Below are 18,895 nucleotides of genomic sequence, written 5' to 3'. Positions count from 1 at the left end.
CGGGGTGGGCGCGGCGGACGTGACTGAGGCAGGGGACATGACGGGCTCGGGCTGGCGGGAGGTCGCGGTGGTGACCCGGCCGGCCGAGCGCTCCGTGGCCGAGGCCGGTGTGCGGCTGGCGTACCGTCGCGCGGGCCTTCCCGAACCGGAGCGGATCGTCTGGGCCGGGTCCCCGCGCGAGGCCGTCCGCCTGGTCGTCGGTGGACCGGAGGCCCTGGGAGGCGCGCCGGGCCGCAGTGTGCGGGACGAGATCAGAAGCCGCCCCTGGGCCGCCGAACGGCAGCGTCTGCACACGGAGTTGGGCCCGGTCGGCTGGGCGGCCCACTGGGGTGCGACGGGAGGTCAGCTCTGGGACTCGGTGCAGGCGTTGGCCGAGCGCCTGCGGGCGGGCCTGATCGAGGAGATGGCGGTCCGCACCGGCAGGCGCGCCGCCGAGAACCCGCCCGGCGATCCGCTCGTCGACGCGCAGGGCACCCCCATGACGGAGTCGCGGCTGCGCCTGATCCTGCTGGACGCGGTGCTCGGCCAGCACGACGCGGCCTGGCTCTGCGCGTTCGACACCGCCGACGGCAGCCCGCTCGACGGACTCGCCGCGGTGGCGCGGTCGGCGGGCTGGTGGTGGCCGTTCGAGCGGGTCGCCGTCGTCTGTGAGCGCCCGACCGAGCTGCACCGCGACGAAGCGGGCCGCCTCGACCACGCGGACGGCCCCGCGCTCGCCTTCCCCGACGGCTTCGCCCTGTACGCGTGGCGCGGGATGCCGGTGCCCGGCGACTTCCTCAAGGAACTGTCGGCGCTCACCCCGGAGCGCATCCGCCAGGAGGAGAACGCCGAGCTGCGCCGCGTGATGCTGGAGCACTTCGGGTACGACCGGTATCTCACCGAGTCGGGCGCCGTCCCGGTGCACCGGGACGAGACCGGGGTGCTCTGGCGCATCGCCCTGCCCGGCGACGAGGACGTGGTGATGGTCGAGGTGATCAACTCGACACCGGAGCCCGACGGCACGAGCCGTACGTACTGGCTCCGGGTACCGCCGACGACGAGCACGGCCAAGGAGGGTGTCGCCTGGACCTTCGGACTCACGGCCGAGGTGTACGAGCCGGAGCGCCAGACATGACATGACCGGTGGCCCGTACGGTCGTTACCCCCTGTACGCCGCCCCCGGCGCGGTCAACGCCTCGCGCTTCAGGCCGAGTTCGTGCGCGAGGGCGTCATCGACCCACTCCTGCGCGCGGGCCCGGGACACGCTGCCGGTGTAGGCCGTCATCTGTACCGCGAGTCCGTCGAGGAGGGCGGTCAGGCGCAGTGCGGCGGCCGTGGGGTCGGGGCAGGTGAACTCGTCCGCGGCCACACCCTCGGCGATGACCTCGGCCAGAGCGGCCTTCCACCGCAGGTCGAGGTCGCGGGTCAGCTCGCGCAGGGCCGGTTCGCGCAGGGACACCGCCCAGCCCTCGATCCACAGGCGCCAGCCCTTGGCCGGACCCGTGGGGGCGTACCAGCGGACGGCGGCGCGCAGCCTCCGTAGGGCCGATGTGCGGCGGCCCAGGATTCGGCGCAGATGGGCCAGGTCGCCTTCGGCGGCATACGTGAAGGCGGCGGCGACCAGATTCTCCTTGGAGCCGAAGTGGTACAGCACCAGGGCGTTGCTCACGCCCTGGGCGGCGGCGACATCGGCGATGCGGACGGCGGCCACACCTCGCGCCTTGATCTGTTCGATGGCGGCGCACAGCAGCTCCTCGCGCCGCTCGGCCACGCTCAACCGCACTCTCGCCACCCGGGCCACCCTGGAAGTTCGTCATGGAACGGCGCCGTCACCGGTACCAGCCGAAGCGTTCCGCGATCACCGGAAGCCGGTCCGCCACGATGGCGTGGGCGGCGGCGCGTGGGGTTGTGTCGTCCGCCTCGGCGCGCGTGAGCATCAGGTCGATCAGCACCCGCATCGCGCGCCGCGTGTGGGCGAACGCCTCGTCGGCGTCGGCACCGATGTCGCCGAAGAGGGTCCACCACCACCAGGCGTTCGTACCGGAGTTGACGACGACATCGGGCAGGACGGTGATCCCACGCGCGGTGAGAAGCTCCTCCGCGCCCGGCAGGACCGGCATGTTGGCGGCCTCGACGATCCATCGGGCCCTGATGTGGTGCTGGTTGGTGGCGTCGATGACGTACGACACGGCGGCGGGCACCAGGACGTCGGCGTCGACGGCCAGCCAGGCGGGGCCCGGCAGTTCGCGGTCGCCGGGACGCAGGGCCGCGCGGTCGACGGTGCCGTGGGCGTCGCGGGCGGCCAGCAGCGCTTCGATGTCGAGGCCCGCCGGATTCACGATCGTGCCTCGCACATCCGCGACCGCGACGACATCGAGGCCCGCGCGGGCGAGGAAGCGGGCGGTGGCGCCGCCCATGGTGCCGAGCCCCTGCACCGACACACGCGTGCCCGCGTACGGCAGACCCGCCCGGTCCAGGGCTGCGAGGACCGCTTCGGCGACCCCGCAGCCGCCGACCAACTCGTCCAGACCGATCCCGTCGACCTCGACCGCGAAGGCGTCCGCCAGCCGCCGCCGGGCCGCCGTCTCGTCGTGGAGGAGCGGATAGACCGCCTGCACGGACGACACCAGCCCCGCGTCCGCCGCCGCCCGGTCCACCAGGTCCTGCGTCAGGCCCAGATCCTCGCCGGTGGTCCAGTGCTGCTCGATGTAGGGGCGCATCGCGCGCAGATAGCGCACGAGTACCCCGTACGCCTCCGGGTCCCGGGGGTCGCAGTCGATGCCGCCCTTGGCGCCGCCGAGGGGGACGTACCGGGCGTCGGGGTCGTAGTGGAGGACTTCCTTCATGGTCATTCCGCGCGCCAGCCCTGTCACCTCGTCCAGGGTGCAGCCGTCCCGCATCCGCAGCCCGCCGCTGGAGACACCCCGGACCAGCCGGTCCACGACCAGGTGGCCGCGACGCCCGGTGATGTGATCGGTCCAGGTCAGCGACATCAGGGGGTCAGGAGCGGTGGGCGCGACGGGCATGCGGTCTCCTCGTGGGACGGTGCGTCGGACGGACCCCTCGGGACACTGACCGGCGGCTCAACTGAACCGCCGGTCAGTATCAGGAGGGGCCCACACCGGTGTCAAAGCGATTCCAGGGCGCCTCCACCCGGGGCGTCGGCGCGGGTGGCGCTGTCGGCGCCGTCAGGAGCCTTCCGGGCGGCAGGGGGCGACACCTCGCAGGAGTCCTTGAAACCCTGGCTGGTCAGGCCAAGCACGGAGTTCATACCGGAGCGCAGATTCTCCACCGCGACCATCGCCGTCAGCTCCACGAACGCGGGCTCGCCGAGCTGTTCGCACAGTCGTTCGGCCGCTTTTGAGTACCACTCGACCGCCCGGTGGAAAAGGGTGCGGGGCGGGGTGAGCGAGATACGTGCCATGGGGGCCACCTCCAGGGCGTACGGCGCGCTGTCACCTGTACGACGGATGGAGGTCCCGGGATGTGACATCCCCGGAGGGCGCCGTCGCGTCCTGATCCATGACGGCCCCCGCGCCGTCGGTGGTGACCCCTGGGACCCGGCGTTGTCGGAGGGCCGCCCATAATGGAAAAGCTGACCGACCTCACCAGGAGGCACTGTGACCGGTTCCCGTTCCCTGCGCTCCGGGCTTCGCGCGCTGCGGCCCGCTGCTTTCGGCGCGGACGCGACGGGCGAGCGGCTGGAGCGTATTCGCAGATCACCGCATTTCGCCGACGGGTCGTTCCAGAACCCGCTCGGCGCGAGGACCCGCCCGTCCGGCTCCATGACCGAGTTCGCGAAGAACTACTTCCGCAAGGAAGAGCGGGCCCGGCGGGCGCCCGTGGGCGCCATCCCGCTGTATACGGAGACGCTCACCGATCTCGACCGGGCGCCGGCGAGCGGGCTGCGGCTCACCTGGATGGGGCATTCCAGTGTGCTCGCGGAAATCGACGGGCGGCGGGTGCTGTTCGATCCGGTCTGGGGCGAGCGGTGCTCTCCGTTCTCCTTCGCGGGGCCCAAGCGGCTGCACCCCGTCCCGGTGCCGCTCGCCGCGCTGGGCACGCTCGACGCGGTCGTGATCTCCCACGATCACTACGACCACCTGGACATGCCGACGATCAAGGCCCTGGCCGGTACGGACATGGTGTTCGCGGTGCCGCTCGGCGTCGGGGCCCATCTGGAGCGGTGGGGGGTCCCGGCGGACCGGCTGCGGGAGCTGGACTGGGGCGAGTCCACGAAGATCGCCGGACTTCAGCTGACGGCGACCCCCGCCCGGCACTTCTGCGGACGCGGGCTGCGCAACCAGCAGAACACCCTCTGGGCGTCATGGGTCGTCGCGGGCGACGAGCACCGGATCTACCACAGCGGGGACACCGGATACTTTCCCGGCTTCCAGGACATCGGCGCGGAGCACGGCCCGTTCGACGCGACGATGATCCAGATCGGGGCGTACAGCGAGTACTGGCCCGACATCCATATGACACCCGCCGAGGGCATGCGGGCCCATGTCGACCTCCAGGGCGGCCTGCCGTCCGGCGTGATGATGCCGATCCACTGGGGCACGTTCAATCTCGCACCGCACGCCTGGGCCGACCCCGGCGAAGGCACCGTCGCCGCCGGACGCGCGCTGTCCACGAAGATCGCCCTGCCGCGCCCGGGGGAGCCGTTCGAGCCCGCGGCGGACTCGCTCCCGCAGGACCTGTGGTGGCGTCCGGTGGCACCGGTACCGGAAGGCGGCTGGCCGACGACCGCCCCGGAGCGCGAGACCGCCCCGGTGACGGAGGCCGAGACGGTCCCCGTGGGCGGGGCGGGGGAGCCGGAACAGGAGACGGAGGGCGCGGGGAAGTAGGGCCGGGACGCGGGTTCGGCGGGGGAGAGCGCGGGACGCAAGCTCACCCCCGTCATAAGCGGAGAGTCACCAACCGGGCCCCTGTCCAGCCGCAACCGGCCTTAACCCGACCTCAACCAGGCCCCGACCCGCCCCCGGCTCGGCCTGCCGCTCCTCCGAACCACCCTCCCCCCGTCGCTCACCGTGCCCCACCCCCGACCCTCCGTCAGTCCTCCGCAGGAGACTTGCGTAGCCGGTCCTGTTTCGGGCAGTCGTGCGAAGGGTCATACCAGAGCGGGACCTTGCTCGGGGGAGTTTGTCAACTGCCCGGCGCACATGAGGCGTTCCCGACTACGGTGAGTGGTCGCCGAGTGGCTCAGGGATCGCGAACCGACCCGCCCGCACGGCACCGCGATGCCGTTTCGTCGGACCGGCACCGCGATGCCGTATGCCCGATTCGCGTTCCAGGAGTCCCGACGCTCCCTCACGGCCCCGCGGGCCTGGGGGTACCTCTCAGGACGCAAGAAGGACGCTGATGTCACACCTTCGCGCACCGGCCGCACGCGCAGACCGTCGTGAGGGCGGACGGCACGGCAGGCCCGGTGGCCGCACCGCCGCGCCACCCCTGCCCGAGACCCATATACGCGCGCAACTCGTCCGGATCGCGGTGCTCCCCGCCGTGGCCGTCGCCCTCAGCGCCTGCGCCGCCGTGCTGTTCACCGTGCGCGCCGCCCCCGTACGCACCGGTCCCGCGGTGTGGCTGGTCCTCACCGGCGCCGCGGCCGTCACCGCCGCCGGACTCGTCATCGCCGCCATCGCCGCCAACCGCGCGGCCCGCGCCGTCACCGACCGGCTGGCCGCCCTCCGCCGGGGCAGCACGCGCGACCAGGCCGATCTACGGGCCCTGGTCGAAGCGCTCCGGCGAGGCGACACACCCCCGCGCCGCCGCGCCCCCGCACCGGCGTCGGCCCCCGCAGACGGCGACGACTTCGATGTGCTGGCCCACGAGTTGGCCAAGTCCCACGACACGGCCCTGACCGCCGTGACCCAGGCCGCGCAGCTCTCCGGGCAGGCGGGCAGCGAGCAGAAGGTCGAGGTCTTCGTCAATCTCGCGCGCCGGCTCCAGTCCCTGGTGCACCGCGAGATCTCGATCCTGGACGAGTTGGAGAACGAGGTCGAGGACCCCGAACTCCTCAAGGGCCTCTTCCACGTCGACCATCTCGCCACCCGGATCCGCCGCCACGCCGAGAACCTCGCCGTGCTCGGCGGCGCCGTCTCCCGCCGCCAGTGGAGCAACCCGGTCTCCGTGCACGAGGTACTGCGCTCGGCTATCGCCGAGGTCGAGCAGTACTCCAGGGTCCGCCTTGTCCCGCCGATCGACGGCACCGTACGCGGCCACGCCGTCGCCGACGTCGTGCATCTGATGGCCGAACTCGTGGAGAACGCCACGGTGTTCTCGGCCCCGCACACCCAAGTCCTGCTGCGCGTCAACCCGGTGACCTCCGGGCTCGCCGTCGAGGTCGAGGACCGGGGGCTCGGCATGCCGGTCGCCGAGCAGAAGCGGATGAACGCCCTCCTGGCCGACCCCGACCAGGTCAATGTCGCCAGCCTGCTCCGGGACGGTCGGATCGGGCTGCTCGTGGTCTCCCAACTCGCCCACCGGCACGGCATCGTCGTCCGGCTCCAGACCAATATCTACGGGGGAGTGCAGGCCGTACTCGTCCTGCCGCAGGACCTGCTCGGCGGCGACGAGGAACAGCCCCCGGCGGCCCGCCCGCGCCGCGAGGCCCTCACCGCCGGCACCCTGACCGACCCGCAGCACGCCCAGCACCAGCAGGCCGATGCCGCGCCCCCCGGACACCGCCCACCGGGCGGCGGTGTGCCGCGTCAGCACGGGCACCCGACCGGGCCGACCGGCCCCGCGCCCGGCCCGGCGACGACCACCCACGCGAGCGCCCCCGCCACCTCCCACGGCCATGTCCCGCTCCCCGTCCGCGGCCACACCTCCCGCCCCAACCCGGCCGAGGCACCACCAGGTCCGCGCCCCGACCTGGCACCAGGCACCGGCGACCGTCCCGTGGCGCCCCTCGTCCCCCGGAACGGCGCGGTTCGCGGCACCATGGGCCGGCCTCAACTGCCCAAGCGCCGGGCCCAGGAGCACATAGCGCCACAACTGCGCGAAGGGCCAGGACCCCGGTCCGACGACGACCAGCACGTCGGTCACGACCCGGGCCTGATGGCCGCGTTCCAGCGCGGTATCGGCCTGGCCGAGGCGCAGAACGCCCTCGACCCCGCACGGCCACCGGCATCGGCACCCGCACCGGCTCCGGCTCCGGCACCCGAGCCCGTCCAGATCCCCGGCCCCGGTCCCGTTTCCAACCTCGGCCCCGACATCGGCACCCGGTTCGACGGGAGCACTCCGGCCGGCTGACCCCCGTACCTCCGTACCCCCAAGCCCGTACCCCCAAGGAGTCGATCCACCATGGCGAGCGACGTGCCGACCGGCCAGGTATCCGATCTCGACTGGCTGATGAGCGGCCTGGTGCAGCGCGTGCCGCACACCCGCAGCGCGGTGCTGCTGTCCTCCGACGGACTGGTGAAGTCCGTCCACGGTCTCGATCCGGACGGCGCCGACCACATGGCCGCGCTCGCCTCCGGCCTCTACTCGCTGGGCCGCAGCGCGGGCGTCCGCTTCGGCGACGGCGGCGATGTACGGCAGGTGGTGGTCGAGTTGGACTCCACCCTGCTGTTCGTCTCCACCGCCGGGTCCGGCACCTGTCTGGCGGTGCTCGCCGGACGCGAGGCCGATGCCGCCGTACTCGGCTACGAGATGGCGATGCTGGTCAAGAGCGTGCGGCCGTACCTCGTGACCGCTCCCCGGCAGTCCCCGCCGGTCGCCGACCACGCCCAGGTCTCCGCCGCCGTCGAACCCACGGCGATGAGGCATTGAGCGTGGTCACGCCGAAGGACGGGCCCTGGCTCGACGAAGCGGCCGGCCGGCTCGTCCGTCCCTACACGGTCAGCAACGGCCGTACCCGCCCGACGACCGCCTTCGATCTGATGTCGCAGGTGATGTCGACCGGGGCGACCCCCTTCGGCTATCTCGGGCCGGAACACTCCGACGCGCTCGCGCTGTGCGAGGCCCCCGTCTCCGTGGCGGAGGTCGCGGCCCAGTTGAGGCTGCCCGCCGTCGTCACCAAGGTGCTGCTGTCCGACCTCGTCGACTGCGGAGCGCTCACCACCAAACCGCCCGCTTTCCACCACAACCCCACGGACCGGTCCCTTCTGGAGGCAGTGCTCGATGGACTACGACGACAGCTCTGACCCCTTCCCGACAGCGCTCAAGATCCTGATCGCGGGAGGCTTCGGTGTCGGCAAGACGACCTTCGTGGGCGCCGTCAGCGAGATCGCGCCGCTCAGCACCGAGGAGCTGCTCACCACGGTCAGCACGGGGACCGACAGTCTGGAGGGCATCGAGAACAAGACCGAGACGACCGTGGCGATGGACTTCGGCCGGATCACCCTTGACCCGGAGCACGTCCTGTATCTGTTCGGCACACCCGGCCAGGAGCGGTTCTGGTTCATGTGGGACGAGTTGTCCGAGGGCGCACTCGGCGCGGTGATCCTCGCCGACACCCGGCGCCTTCAGGACTGCTTCGCGGCCGTCGACTTCTTCGAGAAGCGCGGCCTCGGATTCATCCTCGCCGTCAACGAGTTCGACGGCGGCTACCGCTACGACACCGAGGAGGTCCGCGCGGCCATCGACCTCGACCCGGGCGTGCCGGTCATCCGCTGCGACGCGCGGATCTCCAGCTCCGGCATCCAGACACTGCTCACGCTCGTACAGCATCTGCTCGCGCACGCGCCGGGGCGCGCGCCGAGCCATGGAGCGCACACATGAGATACGAGCCCAGGGCGCGGCCCGCGCACGGTCTGCTGACCCCGGTCGACCGGGAGGCACCCGAGCGGGTACGGCGGCTGCGCGCCCTCGGCCTCGGCGCCGGGCCCGACCTCGTGTTCGACGCCTTCGCCGACCGGCTGGTCGAGGTGACCGGCTCGCCGTACGGGATCGTCAACTTCATCGGTGAGAAGCGGCAGTTCCTCGCCGGGCTGCGTACCCCGCAGGGCCGCAGCGGTGTCCCGCTCGGCGCGGTCCCCGCCGTGGACGGCGGGCCGGACCGCTGTCTGGCGCGCGACCGGGGGTACTGCCCGCATGTCGTCGTCCGCCACAAGGCGCTGGTCCTGGAGGACGTCCGCGACTATCCGCGGTTCGCGGGCAACCCGCTCGTGGACGAGAGCGGTGTCCGCTCCTATCTGGGTGCGCCGTTGATCGACCGTACGGGCATCGCACTCGGTACGGTGTGTGTACTGGACACCGAGCCGCGGCCGTGGGGAAGGCCCGGCCTGGAGACGATCAAGACCATGGCGGCCGAGCTGGTCGAGGAGATCCACCGGCGGGAGGACGGCCTGCTCTGAGTCGGACGGTCCTCTCTGAGTCGGACGGTCCTCTCGGAGTCGGGACGGTCCACTCCGAGCCGGAAGGCCCGTTTCGAGCCGGAAGGCCCGCTACGGGCCTGGGGCTTCGAGCCCGGTGCTTCGAGCCGCCCGACCGGAAGGGCAATCACCTGTGACCGCACCCGACTTGCGTATCGGCGTCCTCGGATTCGGACTGCGAGGCTCACTCGCCGAGACCGCCCACCGGCCCGGCAACGGCGCGCGCGTCAGCGTCGTCGCCGACCCGGACCCCGCGATGCGCGCCCGCGCCGCCGACCGGCTCGGCGGCGTGACGACCGTCGAGGACCACGGCAAGGTCCTCACCGACCCGGACGTCGACGCCGTCGTCATCCTCACCCCCGACCACACCCACGCCGAGCTGGCGTGCGAGGCGCTGCGCGCCGGGAAACCCGTCTTCGTGGAGAAGCCCCTCGACATCGGCATCGACCGCTGCGACGAGATCCTGCGCACCGCGTACGAGACGGGGACCCGGCTCTACGTCGGGCACAACATGCGCCATATGCCGGTGGTCCGGCTGATGCGCGACATCATCACGCGCGGCGAGATAGGCGAGGTCAAGACCGTCTGGGTCCGCCACTTCGTCGGGTACGGCGGAGACTGGTACTTCAAGGACTGGCACGCCGAACGCCGGTACACCACAGGGCTGTTGCTCCAGAAGGGCGCCCACGACATCGACGTCCTGCACTGGCTGGCCGGCGGATACACCCGGCAGGCGCAGGCGTTCGGCGACCTGATGGTGTACGGCGACAGCCCGCACCGGCGCGCACCGGGCGAGCCCAAGACCGCCGACTGGTACACCGAGGACGGTCACTGGCCGCCCGCCGAACAGCGTTCCCTCAACGCGGTCATCGACGTCGAGGACGTGTCCCTCGTCAATCTGCGCCTCGACAACGGGGTCCTCGCCGCCTACCAGCAGTGCCACTTCACCCCCGACTACTGGCGCAACTACACCGTCGTCGGCGACGCGGGTCGCCTGGAGAACTTCGGCGACGGGCCCCGCGGACACGTCAAGGTGTGGAACGCCCGCCGCTCCGGGTACCGGGCCGACGCCGACGCGGTGTACCCGGTGCCCGACGCGCAGGACGACGCCGGCCACGGCGGCGCCGACCCGCTGCTGATCGACGAGTTCGTACGGTTCGTCCGCGAGGGCGGCAGGACGGACACCTCGCCCGTCGCGGCCCGGATGGCCGTCGCCGCCGGGGTCCGCGCGACCGAGTCCCTGCGCGCCGGCGGCACACCCCGGGAGATCCCGCCGCTCGACCCGGAGTTGATCGCCTACTTCGAACGCGGCCAGACCCGGGTGGCCGGGGGCTGACAGACCCGGGTCGGCGGGGGCTGAAGGAAAGCTGAGGCCGCGCTTAAGAAATCCTCGATGGACCACGGCGCCCGCCGTACGGCAGCGTGCGGTGCGACGGGCGCGTGTGGGACGGCCCGTCGTCTACGACGGGAGCCGTGGCCTTGAAAGCGCTGGTCAAGGAGAAAGCGGAGCCGGGACTCCGGCTGCTGGACGTACCGGAACCGGAGATCGGTCCCGGCGATGTCCTCATCAAGGTGCTGCGCACCGGGATCTGCGGCACCGATCTGCACATCCGGGCCTGGGACGGCTGGGCGCGCAACGCGATCCGCACCCCGCTCGTCGTCGGTCACGAGTTCGTCGGCGAGGTCGTCGCCACCGGCCGTGACGTCGCCGACGTCACCACCGGCGACCGGGTCAGCGGTGAGGGCCACCTGGTCTGCGGAAAGTGCCGCAACTGCCTCGCGGGGCGGCGCCATCTGTGCCGCGCCACGGTCGGCCTGGGTGTCGGCCGCGACGGGGCGTTCGCCGAGTACGTGGCGCTGCCCGCCGCCAATGTGTGGGTGCACCGCGTGCCCATCGACCTCGATGTCGCCGCGATCTTCGACCCGTTCGGCAACGCCGTGCACACCGCCCTGTCCTTCCCGCTGGTCGGCGAGGACGTCCTGATCACCGGTGCCGGGCCGATCGGGCTGATGGCCGCCGCGGTCGCCCGGCACGCCGGCGCCCGCAATGTCGTCGTCACCGATGTCAGCGAGGAGCGCCTCGATCTGGCCCGCAAGATCGGTGCCGGGCTCGCCCTGAACGTCTCCGACGCGACCATCGCCGACGGACAGCGCATGCTCGGGCTGCGCGAGGGGTTCGACATCGGCCTTGAGATGTCAGGGCGCGGCGAGGCCCTGCGCGACATGATCGCCAACATGACGCACGGTGGCCGGATCGCCATGCTCGGGCTGCCCGCCGAGGAGTTCCCGGTCGACTGGGCCCGGATCGTCACCTCGATGATCACCATCAAGGGCATCTACGGTCGGGAGATGTTCGAGACCTGGTACGCCATGACCGTCCTCATCGAAGGCGGCCTCGACCTGGCTCCCGTGATCACCGGGCGCTATGACTTCCGCGACCACGAGGCGGCCTTCGCGGACGCCGCGAGCGGACGCGGCGGCAAGATCATCCTCGACTGGACCGCGTGATCCCCGTACCGCGCGAGGCGATCCCCGTACAGCGCAAGTACTTCTAGGAGCTTCCCATGTTCGACTCCGTGCGCGACGACCTGCGCGCCACCCTCGACGACATCCGCGCCGCCGGACTCCACAAGCCCGAGCGCGTCATCGGCACCCCGCAGTCCGCGACCGTCGGCGTCACGGCCGGCGGGCGGCCCGGCGCCGTCCTCAACTTCTGCGCGAACAACTACCTCGGTCTCGCCGACCACCCCGATGTGATCGCCGCCGCCCACCGGGCCCTGGACCGCTGGGGCTACGGCATGGCGTCGGTGCGCTTCATCTGCGGTACGCAGGAGGTCCACAAGGAGCTGGAGCAGCGTCTGTCGGCCTTCCTCGGGCAGGAGGACACGATCCTCTACTCCTCCTGCTTCGACGCCAACGGCGGAGTCTTCGAGACCCTGCTCGGCGAGGAGGACGCCGTCATCTCCGACGCGCTGAACCACGCCTCGATCATCGACGGCATCCGCCTCTCCAAGGCCCGCCGCTTCCGGTACGCCAACCGTGACCTCGCCGACCTGGAGCAGAAGCTCAAGGAGGCGTCCGGCGCCCGCCGCCGCCTCGTCGTCACCGACGGCGTGTTCTCCATGGACGGTTACGTGGCCCCGCTGCGGGAGATCTGCGACCTGGCCGACCGGTACGACGCGATGGTCATGGTCGACGACTCGCACGCCGTCGGCTTCGTCGGCCCCGGCGGACGCGGTACGCCCGAGCTGCACGGCGTGATGGACCGCGTCGACATCATCACCGGCACCCTCGGCAAGGCCCTCGGCGGTGCGTCCGGCGGCTATGTCGCGGCCCGCGCCGAGATCGTCGCCCTGCTGCGCCAGCGCTCCCGCCCCTACCTCTTCTCGAACAGCCTCGCGCCCGTGATCGCCGCCGCCTCACTCACCGTGCTCGACCTCCTTGAATCGGCCGGTGACCTGCGCGGCAAGCTCGCCGACAACACCGCCCTCTTCCGGTCCCGGATGACCGAGGAGGGCTTCGACGTACTTCCCGGCGACCACGCCATCGCGCCCGTCATGATCGGTGACGCCGCCGTCGCCGCGCGCATGGCGGAACTGCTCCTCGACCGAGGGATCTACGTCATCGGGTTCTCGTACCCCGTGGTGCCGCAGGGCCGGGCCCGTATCCGTGTACAGCTGTCGGCCGCGCACTCGACCGAGGACGTGCACCGCGCCGTGGACGCCTTCGTGGCCGCGCGTGCCCAGCTCAGCGCGGAGAGCCAGGGGGAAGCCCCCGCGTAACGGCACCCCGAAACCCTGCGAGAATCGGTCGCATGATCGAAGCGCGGCGGCTGCACATCCTCCGTGCGGTGGCCGACCACCGCACGGTCACCGCCGCTGCCGCCGCGCTGTATCTCACCCCGTCCGCCGTCTCGCAGCAGCTGACCGCCCTGGAGCAGGAGACCGGGCACCGCCTCGTCGAGCGCAGCGCCCGGGGCGTACGGCTCACCCCGGCGGGCGAGATCCTGCTCCGGCACACCCATGAGGTGCTCGCCCAACTGGAGCGCGCCGAGGCGGAGTTGGCCGCGTACGGCTCCGGCGACGCGGGCACCGTCACGGTCGCCGCCTTCGCCACCGGTATCGGCCTGGTCGTCGCGCCCGCCCTGGCCCGGCTCGCGGGCACCGCCCCGGGTATCCGGGTACGGGTCCGGGACGCGGAGGGCGACGCCAGCCTGCGGATGGTCCTGGACCGGCAGGTCGATGTCGCGGTCGCCGTGGAGTACCGGGGCGCTCCGGGCGCCGACGACCCCCGGCTGACCCGCGTCCCGCTCTACGCCGAGCCCTTCGACGCCGTCGTCCCCGTCGGTCACCGCCTCGCCGGGGCGGACCGAATCCCGCTCGCCGGCCTCGCCAAGGACCCGTGGATCGGACCGTATCCCGGCAACCCCTGCCATGACGTGGTGGTCCTGGCCTGCGAGCACGCCGGGTTCGAGCCGCGTCTTGAGCATCAGTCCGACGACTTCCGGGCGGTCGTGGCGCTGGCGTCGGCGGACGCGGGCGTCGCTCTGGTCCCGCGTTCCGCGCTGCGGGACATGGACCTCGGCGGGGTCGTGGTCCGCCCGGTGGACGGCAGCGCCCCGACCCGAAGGGTGTTCGCGGCGGTACGGCGCGGAACGGAGGCGCATCCGCTGATCAGGCCGGTCCTGGACGCGCTGGCCGGGGTGCGGGACTTTCCGGGGGCGGCGGAGTTCTCCTGAGGGTTTCCCTTGTGCCGGATATGGGATAGCGTCCCGGATATGGGAATGCAGCAGCAGGGTGGGGCCGCCGCCTTGCCGGACGGGTCGCCCACCGCCGTGGACTCCGGCGGCGTGGACTCCAGTTCCGTCGACTCCGGTGCCGTGGACGCCGTCGATGCGCGGCTCGCCGTGCGCCTCGCCGAGTTGCGGGCCGAACACGGCTGGTCGCTGGGCGAGTTGGCGGAGCGCAGCGGCATCAGCCGCTCGACCCTGTCACGGGCCGAGCGCGCCGAGATCAGCCCCACCGCCTCGCTCCTCAACCGGCTCTGCGCGGTGTACGGACGGACCCTGTCCCATCTGCTCAGCGAGGTCGAGACCGAGTCCGCCGAGGTCGTGCGGGCCGCCGCCCAGACGGTGTGGCAGGACCCGGCGTCCGGCTTCGTCCGGCGCTCGGTGTCCCCGCCGCACCCCGGCCTGCGCGGCGAGGTCGTCGAAGGCCGCCTGGAACCCGGCGCCGATGTGCCCTACGACCGGCCGCCGGTACCGGGGATGGAACAGCACATCTGGGTCCTCGACGGAAGCCTGCACCTCACCGTCCAGGGCACCGAACACGTCCTCGACGCGGGGGACTGCCTGCGCTTCCGGCTCTGGGGCGCGACCCGCTTCCACTGCCCGGGTCCGCGCGCGGCACGCTACGCCGTGGTCGTGGTGCGGCCATGACGACGCGCGTGAAGCGGCTGACGGCCGCCCGACTCCTCAACTCCGCGGACGCGTTGGGGGACCTGCTCGTCGACACCGTACGCGGCGGCTCCTCGCTCGGCTTCATGGAGTCGCTCGACCGCGCCACCGCCGCCGACTGGTGGCGGGGGCTGTCGACGGCCGTCGAGAGCGGCCGGCTCGCCCTGTGGGCCGCGCGTGACGCCCAGGGGATCGTCGGCACCGTGGGCGTCCAGTTCGCGGACAAGCCGAACGGCAGGCACCGCGCCGAGATCATCAAGCTCATGGTGCACCGCCGCGCGCGGGGCCAGGGCCTCGGCCGGACCCTGCTGACCACCGCCGAGCACGGCGCCGCCGACGCGGGCGTCACCCTGCTCCACCTGGACACCGAGACCGACAGCCCGGCCGAGGGCCTGTACCGGTCCGCCGGATGGGAGTGGGCCGGGACCATCCCCGACTACGCGACGGATCCGTACGGCATCCCGCATGCCACGACCCTGTTCTACAAGCGGACGGTGCCGATCGCCGCGTGAGCCGGTGTGAGTCGGTGGGCGCCGGTGGGCGGTCGGGGGAGGGGCTATGGGCCGAGGAGGGGTGATTGTCAGTGGCGTTGGTTACGGTTCTTGTCATGCCGGACTCCGACGATGTACGCCGTATCGCCCTCTCGCTGCCGGACACCAGCGAGAAGACCGCCTGGAGCATGCCCACGTTCCGGGTCGCGGGAAAGATGTTCGCGACCCTGCCCGAGGACGAGTCGTCCATAGCGGTGCGCTGCCCCAAGGAGGAGCGGGAGGAACTGGTCCTCGCGGAGCCGCGGAAGTTCTGGATCGCGGGCCATGAGGCGCAGTTCGCGTGGGTGCGGGTACGGCTGTCGGCGCTGGAGGGCGACGGGGAGTTGACGGACATCCTCGCCGACTCCTGGCGCCAGGCCGCGCCGCCCCGCCTCCTGGAGGCCCACCCGAATCTGGGGCTTCCGGCCACGGGCTGATCGTTCGGTGACGGGCTGAACGGGCCCCGGACGAAACCGCTTTCGGTGCCGCCGTGACCTGATCCGGCAGGTGGGACCGGGGGTCGGAAAACCTGTGGCGGCGGGCACGGGAAGCGCTGGATCATCACGCGGGACGTCTGGATCATCACACGGGACACCGGGCGGGACCTCGGACAGGAACAGGGGCCCCGACAGGGGCGGGGAGGGGTGCGGACTGTGAGGTCCGGGTTGTCGTCATGGTGGCCGCCGTCAAGAGGACGCAAGCGGGCGGCCGGGATCGAAGAGGGCGACCGGCAGCGCATGTGGTCGCGGGACTTCGGCCTGTTCTTCACCGCGCGTGCCGTCGCCAAACTCGGTGACACCATGCTGCCGGTGGCGCTCGCCGCCGGTCTGCTCCAGCACGGATACGGCGCGGGGGCCGTCGGTCTCGCGATGGCCGCGTCCGTCGCCTGCTTCGCGGGCCTCGTCATCTTCGGCGGCGTCTTCGCTGACCGCTTCAGCACCCGCCTGCTGATGATCGGCGCCGACCTGGTGCGGCTCGTCAGCCAGGCCCTCGCCGCGGTCTTCTTCTTCTCCGGCCATGTCGTCCTGTGGGAGATCTGCGTCATCGGCGCGGTCAACGGCGCCGCGTCCGCGATCTTCCAGCCCGGTGTCGCCAGCACCGTGCCGCGCCTGGCCGCCGATGTGCAGGCGGCCAACGGCGCGATACGCGTCGCCGAGTCGGCCGCCCAACTCGCCGGACCCGCGCTCGCCGGACTCCTCGTCGCGTTCTCGTCGCCCGGCGGAGTCTTCGCGGCCCACGCGGCGACGTACGGGCTCAGCGCCCTCTGTCTGATCCTGCTGAAACTGCCCCCGGCCGCCCCCGGCACACAGGCACGGATCAGCGGCTTCCGGGCCGATCTCGTCGAAGGCTGGCGGGAGTTCAGATCGCGGACCTGGCTCTGGGGCGTCATCGCGATCTGGTGCGTCTACATGATCGCGGTATGGGGCCCGACGGTTCCGCTGGTGGCGACCCTCGTCATCCAGGAACACGGGCCGCGCGCGTACGGACTGGTGAACTCGGCGCTCGGGGCCGGCACGGTCGTCGGCGGGCTGATCGCCCTGCGGCTGCGCCCCCGCCACATGCTGCGTGCCGGTGCCATCGCCCTGTTCGCGTTCGCGGCCTTCCCCGCCTCCGTCGGGGCACAGCTCGGGGTGGAGGCGATGTCGGCGGGCGCGGCGATCGCCGGTGCCGGAATGTCGTTCTGGGGCGTGATGTGGGCGACGAGCGTTCAGACCCAGGTCCCGCCGGACGTCCTCAACCGCATCCACGCCTATGACGTCGCCGGTTCGCTCGCGATGATGCCGGTCGGCCAGGCCCTCGCGGGTCCGGCGGCCCAACTGGTCGGCGCTGAACGGGTCCTGCTCTCCGCCGGTGTGACCACACTGCTCGTCGCGGCGGCCCTGCTCGCCGTCCCGGCGATACGCGGCCTGGTCCGCGCCGACACCAGCCTCCCGCGCACCGGCGCCAACTTGGCGGTGCCACGCGAACCGTCCCCGCCCGGACCGGCACAGCGGCTCTCGGGAAGGGACGGCAGACCGCGCGCGGACTCGGGCTCGGGCGGCCCGGCCGGCTAGGAGAAACCCAGGGGCTATCCGAACTGGCCGATCTGGTAGTCGCCGGCGGGCTGCTGGACGATGACGTTCAACCGGTTGAACGCGTTGATGAGGGCGATCAGGGACACCAGAGCCCCGAGCTGCTCCTCGTCGTAGTGCTTGGCGGCGTTCGCCCATGCCTCGTCCGTGACGCCACCGGCCGCGTCGGCGATACGGGTGCCCTGCTCCGTCAACTCCAGGGCGGCGCGCTCGGCGTCGGTGAAGACGGTGGCCTCCCGCCAGGCCGCGACCAGGTTGAGGCGTACCGAGGACTCCCCGGCGTGCGCGGCTTCCTTGGTGTGCATGTCGGTGCAGAAGCCGCAGCCGTTGATCTGGCTGGCACGGAGCTTCACCAGTTCCTGTGTCGCGGTCGACAGTGTCGAGTCCTCAAGGGCCTTGCCCGCCGAGGTGAAGTGCTTCAGGGCCTTGGCCGTGCCCGGGGCGAAGAGGTTCAAACGAGCATCCATGGTGAGCTTCCTCTGTCGTCGCTGGTTGCTTACACCCCACTGACGGATCGGCTCGAAGAGATGTGACAGGAACGGGCGCTCGGATCTACCGGATCCACGTCGTGGCCGCGACTACGGCCCGGCCGGGGCTCCTACCTGCCGAGGAACCCTGTGATCCGCTCTCGGAGCGACACCGCGTCCAGGCCGTGCGCCGCCAGGTGCTCCTCGATCTGGCCGTACCGCCGCAGCTCCCGCCGGCCGACACCCAGAGCCAGGACCCGGTGCGGCACCTCGGTGAGGGCGTCACTCACCGCGGGCGTCGAGGTGCCCGCGAGGTAGGGCTCGACGAGCACCACGTCCGCCGTCGCCGTATCGGTGGCCCGGCGCAGCGAGGCCGCGTCGAAGGGGCGCACCGTCGTCGCGTAGAGGACCGTCACGTCGAGGCCCTCGGTCGCGGCGAGGACCTGGTCGAGCAGTGGGCCCACCGCGACGACCACGCCACGGCGGCCCTCGCGGACGGTGAGGAAGTGCTCACCGTCCACCGGCAGCGGTTCCTTGTTCGACTGGATCGAGAGGCGGACGTACACACGGTCGTCGTCGGCGGCGACGGCGTGCCGCAGCAGCGTCTCGGCCTCGTCCGGGTGGCCCGGCACCTGGACGGTCCAGCCGTCGAGCGTGTCGAGCAGGGCCACGTCACCGGGCGCCATATGCGTGAAGCCACCGGAGGGCCAGTCGAACGACGCCGCGGCGCTCACCAGCACCCCGCCCACGTCCTGATGGCCGAAGTCGAGCTTCACCTGTTCGAACGGCCGCTCCACGAGGAAGCTCGCGAAGGTGTGGACGATCGGCCGCAGCCCGGTCAGGGCCATCCCCGCGCCCGCACCGACGAGTAGTTGCTCCCGGATCCCGACGTTGATCACCCGGTCCGGATGGCGGTGCATCGCCTCCTCGAAGCCGTCCTTGCCGATCTCGGCCAGGACGACCGCGACCCGGGGGTCCTCGTCGAGCAGCCGGGAGACGACGGGGGCGAAACGGTCACGCATCGTGTCCATGATGATTCTTCCTTCTCAGCGGTCGAGCAGCGGTCGGA

At 72.0% G+C, this 18,895-nt stretch carries 20 protein-coding genes; 15 read left to right on the top strand and 5 right to left on the bottom strand.

Going from position 1 to position 18,895, the window contains the following annotated elements; translation table 11 throughout:
* Positions 1-37: 37 nt before the first annotated feature.
* A complete protein-coding gene (locus ACFVT5_RS32840; protein ID WP_389895669.1) occupies positions 38-1,114 on the top strand; it encodes a DUF6745 domain-containing protein in 1,077 nt (358 codons plus the stop codon).
* A gap of 24 nt (positions 1,115-1,138) precedes the next feature.
* On the opposite strand, the gene ACFVT5_RS32835 is transcribed toward ACFVT5_RS32840, so the two are convergent.
* The 3 genes from ACFVT5_RS32835 to ACFVT5_RS32825 form a co-directional block, all read right to left on the bottom strand.
* Entirely contained in the window at positions 1,139-1,771 is a 633-nt protein-coding gene (locus ACFVT5_RS32835; RefSeq protein WP_389895496.1) for a TetR/AcrR family transcriptional regulator, read from the bottom strand.
* Positions 1,772-1,808: 37 nt separating this feature from the next.
* On the bottom strand, positions 1,809-3,005 hold the full coding sequence (locus ACFVT5_RS32830; RefSeq protein ID WP_389895493.1) for a Glu/Leu/Phe/Val dehydrogenase dimerization domain-containing protein: 1,197 nt from the start codon (positions 3,003-3,005) through the stop codon (positions 1,809-1,811).
* A gap of 101 nt (positions 3,006-3,106) precedes the next feature.
* Entirely contained in the window at positions 3,107-3,403 is a 297-nt protein-coding gene (locus ACFVT5_RS32825; protein WP_389895491.1) for a hypothetical protein, read from the bottom strand.
* A gap of 196 nt (positions 3,404-3,599) precedes the next feature.
* Between ACFVT5_RS32825 and ACFVT5_RS32820 the strand changes: the two genes are divergently transcribed.
* The 14 genes from ACFVT5_RS32820 to ACFVT5_RS32755 all read left to right on the top strand — a co-directional run bounded on the left by ACFVT5_RS32820 (position 3,600) and on the right by ACFVT5_RS32755 (position 17,341).
* Positions 3,600-4,829, top strand: a complete 1,230-nt coding sequence (locus tag ACFVT5_RS32820) for an MBL fold metallo-hydrolase (protein ID WP_389895488.1) — start codon at positions 3,600-3,602, stop codon at positions 4,827-4,829.
* A gap of 514 nt (positions 4,830-5,343) precedes the next feature.
* Positions 5,344-7,239 carry an ATP-binding protein gene (locus ACFVT5_RS32815; protein ID WP_389895485.1) on the top strand — a complete coding sequence of 632 codons (1,896 nt, stop codon included), beginning with the start codon at positions 5,344-5,346 and terminating at the stop codon, positions 7,237-7,239.
* Positions 7,240-7,290: 51 nt separating this feature from the next.
* Positions 7,291-7,758: a roadblock/LC7 domain-containing protein gene (locus ACFVT5_RS32810; protein WP_389895482.1), complete on the top strand. Its 468-nt coding sequence runs from the start codon at positions 7,291-7,293 to the stop codon at positions 7,756-7,758.
* Between the two features lie 2 nt (positions 7,759-7,760).
* Positions 7,761-8,132 carry a DUF742 domain-containing protein gene (locus tag ACFVT5_RS32805; RefSeq protein WP_389895480.1) on the top strand — a complete coding sequence of 124 codons (372 nt, stop codon included), beginning with the start codon at positions 7,761-7,763 and terminating at the stop codon, positions 8,130-8,132.
* A complete protein-coding gene (locus ACFVT5_RS32800; protein WP_389895478.1) occupies positions 8,110-8,709 on the top strand; it encodes an ATP/GTP-binding protein in 600 nt (199 codons plus the stop codon). Before ACFVT5_RS32805 ends, ACFVT5_RS32800 begins: the two co-directional genes overlap by 23 nt.
* Positions 8,706-9,284: a GAF domain-containing protein gene (locus ACFVT5_RS32795; RefSeq protein ID WP_389895476.1), complete on the top strand. Its 579-nt coding sequence runs from the start codon at positions 8,706-8,708 to the stop codon at positions 9,282-9,284. Before ACFVT5_RS32800 ends, ACFVT5_RS32795 begins: the two co-directional genes overlap by 4 nt.
* Positions 9,285-9,435: 151 nt before the next feature.
* Complete coding sequence (locus tag ACFVT5_RS32790) at positions 9,436-10,638, top strand: Gfo/Idh/MocA family protein (protein WP_389895474.1); 1,203 nt, start codon at positions 9,436-9,438, stop codon at positions 10,636-10,638.
* Positions 10,639-10,781: 143 nt separating this feature from the next.
* Positions 10,782-11,810 carry an L-threonine 3-dehydrogenase gene (tdh, locus tag ACFVT5_RS32785; RefSeq protein ID WP_389895666.1) on the top strand — a complete coding sequence of 343 codons (1,029 nt, stop codon included), beginning with the start codon at positions 10,782-10,784 and terminating at the stop codon, positions 11,808-11,810.
* Positions 11,811-11,866: 56 nt separating this feature from the next.
* Entirely contained in the window at positions 11,867-13,084 is a 1,218-nt protein-coding gene (locus tag ACFVT5_RS32780; protein ID WP_389895472.1) for a glycine C-acetyltransferase, read from the top strand.
* Between the two features lie 32 nt (positions 13,085-13,116).
* Complete coding sequence (locus ACFVT5_RS32775) at positions 13,117-14,040, top strand: LysR family transcriptional regulator (RefSeq protein WP_389895470.1); 924 nt, start codon at positions 13,117-13,119, stop codon at positions 14,038-14,040.
* A gap of 39 nt (positions 14,041-14,079) precedes the next feature.
* Entirely contained in the window at positions 14,080-14,739 is a 660-nt protein-coding gene (locus ACFVT5_RS32770) for a helix-turn-helix domain-containing protein (protein ID WP_389895468.1), read from the top strand.
* A complete protein-coding gene (locus tag ACFVT5_RS32765; RefSeq protein WP_389895466.1) occupies positions 14,736-15,269 on the top strand; it encodes a GNAT family N-acetyltransferase in 534 nt (177 codons plus the stop codon). Before ACFVT5_RS32770 ends, ACFVT5_RS32765 begins: the two co-directional genes overlap by 4 nt.
* A gap of 95 nt (positions 15,270-15,364) precedes the next feature.
* Positions 15,365-15,724, top strand: a complete 360-nt coding sequence (locus tag ACFVT5_RS32760; protein WP_389895464.1) for an MmcQ/YjbR family DNA-binding protein — start codon at positions 15,365-15,367, stop codon at positions 15,722-15,724.
* Between the two features lie 300 nt (positions 15,725-16,024).
* Positions 16,025-17,341, top strand: a complete 1,317-nt coding sequence (locus ACFVT5_RS32755; RefSeq protein WP_389895664.1) for an MFS transporter — start codon at positions 16,025-16,027, stop codon at positions 17,339-17,341.
* Between the two features lie 14 nt (positions 17,342-17,355).
* On the opposite strand, the gene ACFVT5_RS32750 is transcribed toward ACFVT5_RS32755, so the two are convergent.
* Both ACFVT5_RS32750 and ACFVT5_RS32745 read right to left on the bottom strand, forming a co-directional pair.
* Positions 17,356-17,826, bottom strand: a complete 471-nt coding sequence (locus tag ACFVT5_RS32750; RefSeq protein WP_389895462.1) for a carboxymuconolactone decarboxylase family protein — start codon at positions 17,824-17,826, stop codon at positions 17,356-17,358.
* A 131-nt stretch (positions 17,827-17,957) separates the two neighbouring features.
* Positions 17,958-18,857 (bottom strand): transketolase family protein, encoded by a 900-nt coding sequence (locus ACFVT5_RS32745; protein ID WP_389895460.1) that lies wholly within the window; start codon positions 18,855-18,857, stop codon positions 17,958-17,960.
* Positions 18,858-18,895 lie beyond the last annotated feature (38 nt).

Origin of the sequence: Streptomyces sp. NPDC058001, assembly GCF_042886315.1 — a bacterium.
Lineage (GTDB): Bacteria > Actinomycetota > Actinomycetes > Streptomycetales > Streptomycetaceae > Streptomyces.
This window is presented reverse-complemented; position numbering and strand designations above follow the sequence as displayed.

Bases quoted from the DNA above. Each gene is read 5' to 3' on its own strand.
- ACFVT5_RS32750 (WP_389895462.1), bottom strand. From the start codon at position 17,826: ATGGATGCTCGTTTGAACCTCTTCGCCCCGGGCACGGCCAAGGCCCTG.
- ACFVT5_RS32810 (WP_389895482.1), top strand. From the start codon at position 7,291: ATGGCGAGCGACGTGCCGACCGGCCAGGTATCCGATCTCGACTGGCTG.
- ACFVT5_RS32825 (WP_389895491.1), bottom strand. From the start codon at position 3,403: ATGGCACGTATCTCGCTCACCCCGCCCCGCACCCTTTTCCACCGGGCG.
- ACFVT5_RS32830 (WP_389895493.1), bottom strand. From the start codon at position 3,005: ATGCCCGTCGCGCCCACCGCTCCTGACCCCCTGATGTCGCTGACCTGG.
- ACFVT5_RS32840 (WP_389895669.1), top strand. From the start codon at position 38: ATGACGGGCTCGGGCTGGCGGGAGGTCGCGGTGGTGACCCGGCCGGCC.
- ACFVT5_RS32795 (WP_389895476.1), top strand. From the start codon at position 8,706: ATGAGATACGAGCCCAGGGCGCGGCCCGCGCACGGTCTGCTGACCCCG.
- ACFVT5_RS32765 (WP_389895466.1), top strand. From the start codon at position 14,736: ATGACGACGCGCGTGAAGCGGCTGACGGCCGCCCGACTCCTCAACTCC.
- ACFVT5_RS32775 (WP_389895470.1), top strand. From the start codon at position 13,117: ATGATCGAAGCGCGGCGGCTGCACATCCTCCGTGCGGTGGCCGACCAC.
- ACFVT5_RS32770 (WP_389895468.1), top strand. From the start codon at position 14,080: ATGGGAATGCAGCAGCAGGGTGGGGCCGCCGCCTTGCCGGACGGGTCG.
- ACFVT5_RS32815 (WP_389895485.1), top strand. From the start codon at position 5,344: ATGTCACACCTTCGCGCACCGGCCGCACGCGCAGACCGTCGTGAGGGC.
- ACFVT5_RS32760 (WP_389895464.1), top strand. From the start codon at position 15,365: ATGCCGGACTCCGACGATGTACGCCGTATCGCCCTCTCGCTGCCGGAC.
- ACFVT5_RS32800 (WP_389895478.1), top strand. From the start codon at position 8,110: ATGGACTACGACGACAGCTCTGACCCCTTCCCGACAGCGCTCAAGATC.
- ACFVT5_RS32780 (WP_389895472.1), top strand. From the start codon at position 11,867: ATGTTCGACTCCGTGCGCGACGACCTGCGCGCCACCCTCGACGACATC.
- ACFVT5_RS32745 (WP_389895460.1), bottom strand. From the start codon at position 18,857: ATGGACACGATGCGTGACCGTTTCGCCCCCGTCGTCTCCCGGCTGCTC.
- ACFVT5_RS32755 (WP_389895664.1), top strand. From the start codon at position 16,025: ATGTGGTCGCGGGACTTCGGCCTGTTCTTCACCGCGCGTGCCGTCGCC.